Annotated in this window: 11 protein-coding genes; 9 read left to right on the plus strand and 2 right to left on the minus strand. The window is 39.0% G+C overall.

Annotation, left to right across the window (positions count from 1 at the left end):
* The first annotated feature begins 55 nt into the window (after positions 1-55).
* From CIK86_RS10170 to CIK86_RS10190, 5 genes are all read left to right on the plus strand, one after another.
* The gene (locus tag CIK86_RS10170) at positions 56-652 is read left to right on the plus strand and encodes a DUF6515 family protein (protein ID WP_011329103.1); all 597 of its coding nucleotides are present in this window, start codon (positions 56-58) and stop codon (positions 650-652) included.
* Between the two features lie 120 nt (positions 653-772).
* Positions 773-2,641 (plus strand): bifunctional glutathionylspermidine amidase/synthase, encoded by a 1,869-nt coding sequence (gss, locus tag CIK86_RS10175; RefSeq protein WP_086997761.1) that lies wholly within the window; start codon positions 773-775, stop codon positions 2,639-2,641.
* Between the two features lie 282 nt (positions 2,642-2,923).
* Positions 2,924-3,439 carry a DNA starvation/stationary phase protection protein Dps gene (gene dps, locus CIK86_RS10180; RefSeq protein WP_086997760.1) on the plus strand — a complete coding sequence of 172 codons (516 nt, stop codon included), beginning with the start codon at positions 2,924-2,926 and terminating at the stop codon, positions 3,437-3,439.
* 850 nt (positions 3,440-4,289) lie between these two features.
* A complete protein-coding gene (locus CIK86_RS10185) occupies positions 4,290-7,226 on the plus strand; it encodes a TonB-dependent receptor (RefSeq protein WP_086997757.1) in 2,937 nt (978 codons plus the stop codon).
* A 153-nt stretch (positions 7,227-7,379) separates the two neighbouring features.
* Complete coding sequence (locus CIK86_RS10190) at positions 7,380-9,119, plus strand: SulP family inorganic anion transporter (RefSeq protein WP_011329107.1); 1,740 nt, start codon at positions 7,380-7,382, stop codon at positions 9,117-9,119.
* Between the two features lie 63 nt (positions 9,120-9,182).
* On the opposite strand, the gene CIK86_RS10195 is transcribed toward CIK86_RS10190, so the two are convergent.
* A complete protein-coding gene (locus CIK86_RS10195; RefSeq protein WP_086997754.1) occupies positions 9,183-9,893 on the minus strand; it encodes a VC0807 family protein in 711 nt (236 codons plus the stop codon).
* 173 nt (positions 9,894-10,066) lie between these two features.
* Positions 10,067-10,969, minus strand: coding sequence for a LysR family transcriptional regulator (locus CIK86_RS10200; protein ID WP_011329109.1), 903 nt, complete (start codon positions 10,967-10,969; stop codon positions 10,067-10,069).
* Between the two features lie 101 nt (positions 10,970-11,070).
* On the opposite strand from CIK86_RS10200, the gene CIK86_RS10205 reads away from it, so the two are divergent.
* The 4 genes from CIK86_RS10205 (at position 11,071) to CIK86_RS10215 (ending at position 12,959) form a co-directional block, all read left to right on the plus strand.
* Entirely contained in the window at positions 11,071-11,409 is a 339-nt protein-coding gene (locus CIK86_RS10205; protein WP_011329110.1) for an SMR family transporter, read from the plus strand.
* Positions 11,406-11,732: an SMR family transporter gene (locus CIK86_RS10210; RefSeq protein WP_011329111.1), complete on the plus strand. Its 327-nt coding sequence runs from the start codon at positions 11,406-11,408 to the stop codon at positions 11,730-11,732. Before CIK86_RS10205 ends, CIK86_RS10210 begins: the two co-directional genes overlap by 4 nt.
* A gap of 249 nt (positions 11,733-11,981) precedes the next feature.
* Positions 11,982-12,137, plus strand: coding sequence for a hypothetical protein (locus tag CIK86_RS19390; RefSeq protein WP_254910756.1), 156 nt, complete (start codon positions 11,982-11,984; stop codon positions 12,135-12,137).
* Positions 12,138-12,197: 60 nt separating this feature from the next.
* The gene (locus tag CIK86_RS10215; RefSeq protein WP_254910755.1) at positions 12,198-12,959 is read left to right on the plus strand and encodes a GGDEF domain-containing protein; all 762 of its coding nucleotides are present in this window, start codon (positions 12,198-12,200) and stop codon (positions 12,957-12,959) included.
* Positions 12,960-13,332 lie beyond the last annotated feature (373 nt).

The raw sequence follows: 13,332 nt of genomic DNA on the forward strand, positions 1-13,332 counted from the left end.
TCAGTTTCAGGCTCTAATATCGGTTATGTATAAAAAACATAAGCGAGACATTACTATGAAACAAATAACTGTGAAACTAACACCTATAAAGCTAAACACTATTAACTTAACTGTTTTGTTAGCAGTGTTTTTAACACTTACTATGCTCTCAAGTAACGCCTTTGCAAATCCGCAAAATGTACATAACAAACACCATAAACCAGGTAAAGTGATACGTCATATTCCTAGTAATAGTGTATCGGTACGTTTTAATGGTGCAGTATTTAATACCCATAATGGCACTTACTATCGTAAACACAGCAGAGGCTATCGAGAGGTAATGCCACCAAGAGGTTTACATATTAGATCACTGCCTAGATACCACTCACGTTTAAGGCATCGCAATAACACTTATTATACCTATCAAAATGTATATTATATTGCCGAAAATAACGGCTACACAGTAGTAGATACGCCTAAAATACAGGTTAACCGAGCAATCAAAGTAAATAACAGCAACAATTATAAGCTTGGGCTGTTTTACGACTCGCTACCAACGGCAGCAAAGCCCGTAACTATTAGCTCGGTGCAGTACTTTAAATATGATGACATTTATTTTTTACCGCAAGTTAGTGATGATGTAATTAAATATCTCGCTGTTAAACTCAATTAATACTGTCTTTATCTGTCGCAAATAAAAACCTAAATAAGGGCATAGCATTTTATCTTGCTATCAAGCTACTTCGCTCCTATAGTCAGCAGATTATAGGCCTTTATTTTGAACAAACTTGTTATGAAAACTAGCACTCCAGCTCGTGATTTTGGTGAACTATTAGGTTACGCACCTGGTAATGTTGCTGTTTACTCGTCTGACTATGACTCTGCCGACGAAAGCATTTACCCTAACCGCAGTGCCTATCGCAGTTATTTAGATGGCATTTATATGGGTTATAAATGGCAGTGCGTTGAATTTGCTAGGCGCTGGATGTATCTCAATCATGGTTATATTTTTGATGACATAGCCATGGCTTACGATATTTTTGAGCTACGCTCAGTACGTGAAGTTAACAGCCAAAATAGACTTCCCTTACAAGCATTTAAAAATGGCGCAAAGCATCACCCTCAAGTTGGTAGTTTACTTATTTGGGAAGAAGGTGGTGAGTTTGAAGAAACCGGCCATGTTGCCATTGTAGTAGAAGTTCACCCTGATAAAATTCGTCTTGCTGAGCAAAATGTTGGCCATCAAACATGGCCACAAGGTCAAAATTGGTGCCGCGAGCTTAAAGCTAAAATAACCAAAGATGGCGACTATTGGATTGAATGCTCTTATAACGATGCAACTATTTTAGGCTGGATGACCCAAACTGATCAAATTGAACACGCAGAACCTACAGCTGAAATAAACACAGATTTATTTACAATAAAATCTAATTACATTGCCGATACAGGCCAAGCTGCAAAGTCATGGTTAAATATTGCTAATGATGACGAAGCCGCCTATGTAGACATGATGCAAGGCCACAAGCTTACCTCCAATACTGAGGATCAACATAGCTACTTTACTATTTCACACACAGCCCAACAAGCCATTGAGCACGCCACTAATGAGCTGCATGGCTTATTTATGCATGCCACCGACTATGTGTTACAGCACCCTGAGCTATTAAAAAAGTTTAATTTACCTGAAGTAGTACTCAATAAAATTCGTCAATCGTGGGATAACCGCTTAAATCAATTGATCACCAGTCGCTTTGACTTTGCACTAACCCCCGCAGGCTTAAAAGTGTATGAATACAACTGCGACTCCGCTTCGTGTTATATGGAAAGCGGTAAAGTTCAGGGTAAATGGGCAAGGCACTTTGGGGTTAAAACGGGTATTGATGCAGGCCAAGACTTATTTAAAGACTTAGTAAAAGCATGGCGAAAAAGTGAAGTAAAAGGTTTAGTTCATATTCTTCAAGATGACGACCCAGAAGAGCATTACCACGCTTTATTTATGAAAGAAACAATTGCGGCAGCAGGTTTTGAGTGCAAAATTATTATTGGTTTAAATACTCTGTCTTGGGATGCCTTTGGCAATATTATTGATGCCGATGGCAATAAACTTAATTATGTATGGAAAACCTGGTCATGGGAAACTGCACTTGAGCAAATTCGTGAAGAATGCGAGGCTGATCAAGCTCAAAATCATAATTTTGAGCCGCAATGGCAAGCAGGAGCAACCCCGCGGTTGGCTGATGTATTATTGCGTAAAAATGTCATGGTTTTTGAACCACTATGGACACTGATCCCCAGTAATAAAGCAATCTTACCGGTGCTGTGGAGTTTATTTCCTAATCATAAATATTTGCTCAATACCGCGTTTGAGCTCAGTGATGAATTATTACAAACCGGCTATGTAGTAAAACCCATTGTTGGCCGCTGCGGAGCAAATATTCAACTAGTCGATCAGCAACAACAAACCATTGAGGAAACCGCCGGACACTTTGCATCCCAAGAGCAAATATATCAGCAATTATTTGCGCTACCAAAAGTAGACGATTACTTTGTACAAATATGTAGTTTTACCACAGCAGGAAAATATTCTGGTGCGGGTGTGCGAGTCGATAAAAGCATGATTATTAATGGTCATAGTGACTGTATGGCGCTGCGAATTGAGTAACTCGTAAAATTAATTAACAGTACTTTGTATGGCTTAGCAATTAAATATAATAACTAAGCCCTTTAACTATGATATTTATTACACTGTGCATAATTTACAAAAAAGTGCACAGTTTTCAAATATGTAATACTTAACATCACTCTCCCCCTCAAATAAAAACTCTATCTGATTGTATATAAACAACTTTATTTAAAATCCCTTCCCGGCATGGCGATTGCTTTAAATAAAGTAAAGTATGTTCATATAGTAATTAATGGGCAAAATAATTAAGTAGGAGAAATTATGAGTAATAGTAACAAAACAGCTAAATTTACCGTTCCAGGTATGAGTAACGATTCAGCAGAAAAAACTATCGCTACGCTCGACAACCGTATGGTTGCGCTAATTGACTTACAACTTACCCTTAAACATATTCACTGGAACGTGGTTGGCCCTAATTTTATTGGCGTGCATGAAATGCTAGACCCACAAGTTGCGGTTGTACGCGAAATGACAGACACCATTGCTGAGCGCATCGCAACGCTAGGTGGAGTACCTGTTGGTACGCCAAAATCAATTGTTGATCGCCGTACATGGGACGAGTACTCAATTGGTAAAGCCCTCGTTACCGAGCATTTAAGTGCACTCGATAATGTATATAGCGGTATTAATAGCGATCATCGTAAAGCCATAGATACGCTTGCTGATCTTGATCCGGTTTCTGAGGATATGATCACCAGCCAACTAGCCGAGCTAGAGCAATTTCAATGGTTTATTCGTGCCCACCTTGAATCATCAACAGGTGAACTACAAAAGTAGGTGCACTATTATAACTGGCATACATAGCTAAATATTTATTGTTAGTTAATAATTTAAAATTAAGAAAAGCCCGCATTATTAATAATGCGGGCTTTTTAAGTGCTAATAACTTACTAAAATAATAACCTACTAAAATAATTGCACATCATACATAGCAAAGTATCTGCATTTTGCTCTTAAAAAGTTTACCCCCAAGTAGCCATTAAATAATGTCACGCTCAGCAAATGCATAAAAAAGAACTTCCCCCGATTAACCCCTCGTACATCTGCATTTAAATTTTATACTATTATTACCAGTCGATATTTTATTTATATTAGCAATGAAATTGGTTAGCCAACTTTATTTTAAACTTAAAATAAAAACTACAAAGCCATTACCAGTAAGTAATTTACATTTCTTATTTTAAATAAAAGCCTCATACCCCCTCAGTAAGTTAATTTCTTTTTATCACCTTGGTACTAATCAGCACTTTCTTACCTAAAACAATGAATTTTTTATAGGTTAAAACCCCAATTTTCCCAAATAAGTAAGGTTAAACTCATCTTGCTTTTAAAAATTATAATTAATAAATAGCAATAACAAACCTATATACCAGCATTAAATTAAACTTTTTAACTGCGATTACAAAATAAATTAAAAACATAACTTGTTAAATCTGTTAAATATTAAACATAAAAACACCAAAAATGTAATACCAAATTCACATAACTGGTAAGCAAAGCTTGAAATTAAAACTTAATTGGACTAATTTTAACCACACTTTACGCATTACCAAAAAAAGTAAAACACTGAAAAATTGGTAAACCAAAGCACATCATCAACACACAATTACCCAAACGGGAGAGATACATGAAGCTTAATCGAATTACTTCCTCACTAATCAATAAACAACATAAAAGTAATCCTGCACTTATTAGCGCGGCTGCAATTATTTTAATGACATCATCGGCTTTAGCTGCACAAGAAACTCAAAGCACTTCAACAACTGATGACAATATAGAAGTTATTCAAGTAACAGGCATACTTAACAGTATGAAAGCCGCTGCAATGCTTAAACGTACTGACGGTCGTATTGTTGATGCTGTTGTTGCTGAAGATATTGGTAAATTACCAGACAATAACATTGCCGAAGCCTTGCAACGTATTACTGGTGTATCTATTAATTCTGACTTTGGTGTGGGTGATAGTGTTTCGATTCGTGGTTTACCGCAAAACCGGGTTGAATTAAATGGTCGCTCTACTATTGGCGATTCTCGTGATGGCATTAGCCTTCAAGATTTTCCATCAAGTTTCTTAAAAACAGTAGAAGTTGTTAAGTCGCCAACTGGCGATATGATTGAAGGAGCACTGGGTGGTACGGTTAGTTTAAGAACAGTGCGCCCATTAGAATTAGATAAACTAACAGCAGCTATGTCGTTAGATGCAGAATATGCAGATAAAACCGAAAACGTAGCGCCTATTTTCAGTGGCTCTGTTGGTAATAATTGGGACTTTGATGAAATGGGTACGTTTGGCGCCATTGCTATGTTTTCATATCAAGATCGCGAAATTCGCCAAGACGAAACGTCTAGCCGCGTAAAACCTCAAGACATAGTAATTAACGCTCAAGAAGGAAACACACCAAGCGGTAACGCCATCGTCAGAGATGAGCACAGTATTGAGCAATATGTAGAAAAACGTGAACGTACTGCTGTAAATTTGTCACTTCAGTGGGCACCACAGTCGGGTAATGGCATGGTATACCTTGATTTAAGTGGTACTAAGCGCTCTGGTGAGCAAGCTGGTAACTCTATTTTAGGTGTAGCAGGTTCACTATCAACAGATGCAAACACCACACAAGACGCTAACGGCGTAAATAACTATACGTTAACTAACGAATTTGGTATTCCTAAAACATACAGTGACTTTCGTGATACTGACTCGTTTTCAAATGCACTTGGTGCAGAATGGAGTCTTACCGATAGCATCAAAATTTCTGGTGAAGTTGCTGTTGCATCCTCTGAAAGCATAAGACCTGACTCAGAATTTACATTACGTCCAATCGAAAAATCGACGTTTGAAGCCAGTGGCGGGGTTGATTTAGTAAACCATTTATATGATGGCGCATTTTCACAAGACGGTAATCGCTTACCAAGCATTATACATTCAGATCCAACTGCATTTACTGACCCACAAAACTTAGCATTAAGAACATTCAAAAGTGAAGATAGAAAAACCAATAATGATGAAACAGCTGTTCGTTTTGATATTGAAATGTTTGAGCCGTTAAGCAGTGTTAGTTGGTTGACTGAGCTCAAGTCGGGTGTACGTTTTACTAAACGTGATTACGAATATGAGCAATATAAAGTAGAAATTAAAGATATTTATAAAAACGCTATTAACGACTCAGATGGGTCATTAGCAACTTTATGGGCCGATGATTATAACGCGCTGTTCCCTGGCAGCTTTGCAACTATGAGCCACGATAATTCTTTTAATCAACTGGGTCACTCTGGTCAAAACGATCTATTAACATTCCTTACTTATAATGGCTTATCTAACCCAAGTAATACGTATGCTCAATTACAACAACTATTAGCAGGCACTAATTTAGCGTCTACTGGGAGCTTACACGACAATCAAGAGTTTCAAGAAAGCGCATACAAAAATGTAGTTGAAGACACCGCTGCAATTTATATATCGGCATATTTAGATTTTGATAGCGTTACAGCCATTGTTGGCGCTCGTTATGTAACAACAGATCTTGAGTCAAGTGTTTATCAAAACGGTGTGAAAGTGACGGGTGAAAATGATTACACAGACTTTTTACCTAGCTTAAACGTGACATATAACTATTCAGACGAAACACTATTTCGCTTTGCTGCAGCAAAAGTTATGCGCAGAGCCGACTTTAGCGAGCTAAGCCCAGCATTTGACGTAAATAACGACCGAACGGGTGCAACTCAAGGAGCTATTGATTTAGAACCATACCGCGCAACCCAATACGACTTATCTGTAGAGCATTACTTTGACGAAGGTAACGTATTGTCTTTTGCACTATTTTATAAAGATGTTAAGTCATTTTTAAGCAACGAAAGCACGTGTGTTGCCTCATCAACTACCGCTGCACTGCAAAACGTAACACAGTGGAACCAAGTATGTCAGCTTGATACTGCCGGCGTATCTCAAGATAATATGGTTTACTCTGATGCAACTAACTATCCTGTAGATGCTGATGGTTTTAATCACGTTGCGGGCCTTAGAGATGCAGGACTTACCGGCATCGATACCGTTAAAAACATTAACGGTGAAAACGGCTCTGTTCAAGGTTTTGAAGTAGGTTACCAGCAGTTCTTTACAAGCCTGCCGGGTGCGTTTTCTGGTTTAGGTATTAATGCAAACTACACCTACGCAGACAGCGAACAGCCAAACGGCAACCCACTATTAGACATTTCTGAAAATACTTATAACTTACAAGTATTTTGGGAACACGAAGGTTTCTCTACTCGCCTTGCTTATAACTACCGTGACGGTTTCTTAAGTACTGAAAACGAAAAACGCGTAGAAAACATTAACTCTAACGGCAGCATTTCAGAAGACGGTACTGTTTATGGTAATAACTACCGCGATGACAGAGGCCAATTAGACTTTTCTGCAAGTTGGGACATAAACGAAAACTTTACCCTAGTAGGTAACGCAACAAACTTAACCGGTGAACCTTCAATCTACCTATCTGAACTAGGCGGTGCTTGGAAGTACACTGAGGCGGATCGCCGTTATAGCTTAGGCATTCGCGCTAAATTTTAATTTTCCCTGAAGGCTAAAGCCTGCTTTTATGCAGGCTTTTTTATGCCTAAATAAAAGTAGCTTTATATTGCATAAAAAACCCACTCCCTAGCTATACTTATCTTAATATAAAACTTAATATCAAAGAGCAATTACTATTAATAAGGAAAGGTAGTGCTGTCGCGTTTATATAATTTTATGCCGGGTTTAAATACTTTACTTCATTATGAACGACAATGGTTTGCTGATGATTTAAGAGCGGCATTATCGGTTGCCGCCGTGGCGCTACCCGTTGCTATTGCTTATGCACAGTTAACTGGTGTTAATGCTGCAGTTGGGCTGTATTCCTGCATACTACCCATGATGCTATATGCACTTTTTGGCACCTCAAAACAATTAATAGTTGGCCCCGATGCCGCAACCTGTGCAGTTATAGCTGCAGTAGTAACCCCGCTTGCCGCAGGCGACAGTTTTAAGCACTGGCAGCTAGTTGTAACCATGACCGCCATGACCGGTTTTTGGTGTTTTATAGCCAGTAAATTTAAATTAGGTGTATTAGCAGACTTTTTATCTAAGCCTATTTTAATGGGCTTATTAAACGGTGTAGCCATAACTATCATTGTGGGTCAGTTTTCTAAAGTATTTGGTTTTACCTTTGATGAAAGATACCTACTTGAACGCTTAGGGGGTGTACCCACTTATTTATCACAAACCCATATTCCCACTTTATTAATGGCCTTATTTACTGTGGTTATTTACTTTGTTATGAAACGACTAAAGCCTACATGGCCCGCATCAATGTTTGCCATTACCTTGGGCGCAATATTAGTGTGGTTTTTTAATTTAGAGCAATTTAATATTAAAACCATAGGCACAGTAACCGGCGGACTGCCGGTATTTAACACCCCTGTATTTGATATTGGTATTATTCGTGAACTAGTTGTGCCGGCACTTAACTTAGCCATAGTGAGCTTTGTAAGTATGATGCTAACAGCGCGTAGTTTTGCCGCAAAAAATGGCTACGACATAGATGCAGATAAAGAGTTTAGAGCCCTAGGTATTGCCAACTTCGCCTCTGCGTTGTCGCAAGGTTTTGCTGTAAGTGGCGCCGACTCTCGCACCGCGGTTAACGACGCTAATGGCGGTAAAACGCAATTAGTGTCGATTATAGCCGCCACTATTATTGCTATTATTGCTATTTTTTTAACCGCCCCGCTCGAGTTTATACCTAGTGCAGCACTCGGCGTGGTACTTATTATTGCCTCTGTGCATTTGTTAGATTTAAAAGCGGTATGGCAACTAAAGTTTAAAGATAAGCAGGCGTTTTACCTTGCCTTAGCCACCTTGTTTGCAGTGCTGTTTATTGGTGTTATTCCGGGTATTACGCTTGCTGTATTACTGGGTTTATTTCAATTTATTCGCACCGTAATGCGCCCTACCGACAACATATTAGGCGTAGACATAAAAGGCGTGGTAAGAAGCTTAGATGCCACCGATAAAGCAAAAGCCGTGCAAGGGGTATTTATTTACCGCTTTAATTCGCCATTAACTTACTTTAATGCCAGTTACTTTAAACGCAGATTACTTGAGCAATACGCAAAACAAAAAGACGATACCCAATGCGTTATTATTGATGCCGTACCTTGCTTTACCCATTTAGATTTAAGCGTTATGGCCATGCTTGCCGATTTAGACGTTATATTTAAAAAGCGTGGCATTAGCCTTGAGCTAGCAGGTAGAAAACGCCAGCTTCTATCGTGGTTTGAAATTGCCGGAATGGTATCGGGTAAAAATGGCATTTATGTTCACTCCGATCTATATGTTGCGCTACAAAAAAATAGCGTAAGCCAGCCTACCGACGAAGTCGCCTTATTTGAAGCTCATACCAATGAGGCAAAACCCGAGCCGCTATAAACGCAAAAAGGCTTACAACACATAGTTGTAAGCCTTTTTATACTAAAAACTTAGTAACTTAAATTACTGTGAATGAACCATTTGTTCAAACTTCATGCCGGTTAATTTAGTAATTACTTTAATCACATAAAAGAAAATACCAATCATTGCCAACATAGACGGAATAGCAATAATAGGGTAACTGAGCAAGGTCATTTCACCAAGCTGCTCGTTAAACTCTACCGTACCCGCAGGGCTGGTCACTATCCACTTAGCAAGCACGTAATTCATAGTTGATGAAAAAGCAAAAGTAAGCGCTAAAATATAATTAGCCTTGGTAATTTGCTGCTTAAAACGCTGGGTATTACCGCGCGCATCTAACGTATTGTAAATTACATCTAACTTAAATAAAATCGAGTTTAACAGCACCTTTGCCAATAATGGCTTACCAAAAAAACCCGACATTAAAACAGTCAGGCCAATAATACCCGGTATAGCCGCTTCTTTTATTGCCAACCATTCTACATTAAGCTCAAACAGCGCAATGCCACCCGTTAATAAAGTACTTAAAAAACCTAATAATGAAATAAAATTTAACGAGCGTGCTTTAATAAAATCATAAATACCGTAACCCACAGGAAATATAAGCGCGACAATTAACCCTACAACGGTTCCTAAATATTCAGGCCCCGAAAACTTCATTAAAATAATTGAAGGCACTATAATATTAAAAACGACCTCAAATAATGGATTGTTTTTTTTACCTTTACTGTTATTTTGACCACTGGTTGTCATTCGTTACTTCCATTAATATATTATTGCTAAGACGAAAAGAGCACCTCTTCGCTACTGCCAAAGGCTATAATACTCGCAATACCTTCGCCATTCTAGCTTGTCGTTTTTGTATTGATTAAAAAACCGAAAGGGAGCAATTATTTTTTGTGTATAAGTGCACAAACAGCCCTCTATTACGCAGGCAAACTCATATCGATGCCAGGTAAAGCCACCATCTGATCGCTAATAAGGCGGCGAATATCACGAATTATTGGCTGCTCGTTTTCAACTACTTGCTGCGATATAGCCACATACCCATGCCACGAAACATTATAGCCATGAGCAATGCGCGCCACCTCTTGTGGTTGAAACCCTTTTAATAATGGCTCTGGCACATAACCCCAACCTAGCTTGTCGCGTATTGCATCTCTAATTAACTCAAAGCTACTTAACGCAATATCGTAACGCTCAGATACATTAGTTTGAATGTCACTTTGGCTTAAATCTAAATAAGCAATTTGCGGCACACTGGCTAAGTCTTCATTACTTACATAGCGCATTTGCGTTAACGGATGATCTTTGGCAATAACCATATGCAATGCCACCCAGCCCAAAACTTGTAAAGGTAGCTGAGTATTTGCATACAAGCTCTGATCTAAGCAACAAGCTAAGTCCATAAAGCCCTCTTCAACCATTTGCTGCAACGCATTTGCACTCGCATAGTGCATTTCTAACGATATACCTGGGTAGCGCTTGCGAATACTGCGAATAATTTCGCGCCAAAAGGCTTCGGGTAAAGCATCATCACGGCCAATAACTAAGCGGTGTGGCAGTTGCTCGTCATCGTGCAGGCAGCGGTGCTTAATACTCTCTGCAAGGTTAATTAAGCGAATACTATCGTCAATAATTTTTTCACCCGCGGGGGCTAATTGCATACTATTACCAGTGCGAATAAATAGCGCTGTACCCAACTGATCCTCTAGCGTCGATAGCGCCATACTCATAGTGCTACGATTAACCGACAAGCGCGCTGCCGCCTTAGCAATAGAGCCGGTTTGTGCAATCATCACAAAGTACTGTAACGACTCTAATTTCATCAAGCCCCCTTAGTGTCAATTATTTTGACTCTGAGCAATTATAGTATAAAAATAATAAGCAGTATTATACGCACAATGTTTTAGTATTAAGAGCAGGAAAAATGCATTGGATATATTTAATAATAGCTGTAACTCTTGAGGTTATAGGTACAACAGTAATGAAGTGGCTGGTAAACGAAGACCAGTTACTATTAGGTAGCTTATTTGTAACTTTAATGGTTGGCTTAGCTTATCTTGCTCTTAGCCAAGCCACCAGCAAAATTCCTATCGCACTTGCTAACGCCTTCTGGGAAGGTTTGGGGATGATATTAATTGCATCTGTGTCATTTGTATTTTTAGGCGAAGCTATTTCTATTGGCCAAATGTTTGCACTTTTATTAGCTATTATCGGCATTGTTATAATTAACAGCGGCCACGCTATGCAAGAGCAAAAACAATGACAGTATATTGGCTTTATATTCTTGGCTCAGTAATTTTTGACATTGCCGCCAACGTATTTTTAGAAATGTCGCACGGATTTAAACATAAACGCTTTGGCATACTTGCCATTGTTTTTATTATGGCCGCGTTTGCCTTACTCACCCTCGCTGTGCAAGGCATCCCACTGTTTATTGCCTACGCCACGTGGGGAGCTCTTTCAATTAGCGGTACTGCGCTGGCAACTTGGTTGTTGTTTGGTCATAAATTAAACTGGGTTGTTTGTTTTGGTTTAGCAGTACTTATTTTATCTATTGTGACAATGCAATTAGTTGGCCCCGCGTAAATACCTCTTATTAAAAACTAGCTAAAGTGCTCTGCAGTTCAAGCTAGTTTTTCCTGCTGTTTTGCCTTAGTTAACTTTAGGCTAAACTTCTAACTTAGTTGACTATTTTATAGCGCAACGCTATAACTTGTAACACGTTGCGCTGTGCCAACCTACAAAGTAGTAAATAAAAACTTAAAAGCGCACCGCTTGCTTAAGCTATCACTAGTTTAGGTTTGGCATTATTATATTTATTACCTTGAGGCATTTATGTTCAAGCAACTACAAGAAAAACATCAGCTTTCTATTCTGCTTATACTCAGTATTGTGTCAGTATTTGGTATTACGCCATTTATTATTATTCGTTTTATAGAAAATAACATAGTCGCAGCGCTAATTGACTTAGCCATTGTAAGCGGTATTTAAACCTTAGTCGGTTATGCCCATTACACTAAAAAGCCGCGTGTTATTAGCGCCGTTATTGCATTGCTTGTTAATATTAGCGTTATTGCCATTATAATTACCAACGGCATTAACAGTATGCTATGGGTTTATCCGGTAGTAGCCGTTACGTTTTTTTTAGTTAAACCAATAGAAGCGCTCATACTCACCCTTAGCAATATGGCAATTATTGCGAGCATACCTAATTTATTCGATGTTATGCCACTAAACTCTTACTTTACAACCAACTTAATGCTAGCTGCCTGTGCTTTTGTATATGCCTCTTTTGGCAACAAGCAGCTTGCTTTACTTGCAGAACTAAACAGTACCGATCCTTTAACCGGCGCATTAAATCGCCGTGCGCTTAACGATGATACACTAGCCGCCATTTCGCGAGCAGAGCGTTATAACAGCACTTATTTATTAGCGTTTTTAGACTTAGACTTTTTCAAAAAGGTAAACGACGAATTCGGCCACGCCGAAGGAGACAGAGTACTAAAGCAGTTAGTGTCAATTACCAATTCACATATAAGAGAATCAGATAAGCTATACCGCTTTGGTGGCGAAGAGTTTGTGCTAATAATTCCCGAAATCCCGTCCAAAGAGCAAGTTAGCTTTATAAACAAGCTACGCGAAACAATAAAAAACGAGTTGAAAACACCTACAGGTAACTCAGTTACTGTATCTTTTGGTGTTGCAGCTTGGGTACCGGGCACCAAAGTTGCTAGCTGGTTTAAACGCGCCGACGATGCTATGTATCAAGCAAAAAAACAAGGCCGCGACTGCGCCGTATTTAGTAAAGATTAGGTTCTGCTGACCTTTGCGGATTAAAATTCGTTCAAACTAGGGGCGAGTTAATCACGGCGCGAGGTTTGTAACCTAGTGGGCTCGATAACTGCTCCTGCGTTATTCTACTGGCTTACATCCATGTAAGAATAAGTAAAAACCGAGCAAAGCTTTTGCATCCTGCTCATGCCCCTAACAAAGAGTTAATTGCCCCTAAGACCCCTTCGGGCAGCGCATGTTTGGCATTGATGCTACGTTATCGCCTATTTATGGGGAATAACCACACCACATAGGCTCTGCCTTGCCTAAATACCAAACACACTGCTGCAAATTTAACCTTGAAAGATAAACAGACCCTAAAGCTTTGAAATAAGTAAGCCAAACTAACCACTTG

Source organism: Pseudoalteromonas sp. JB197, assembly GCF_002332205.1.
Taxonomy (GTDB): domain Bacteria; phylum Pseudomonadota; class Gammaproteobacteria; order Enterobacterales; family Alteromonadaceae; genus Pseudoalteromonas; species Pseudoalteromonas nigrifaciens.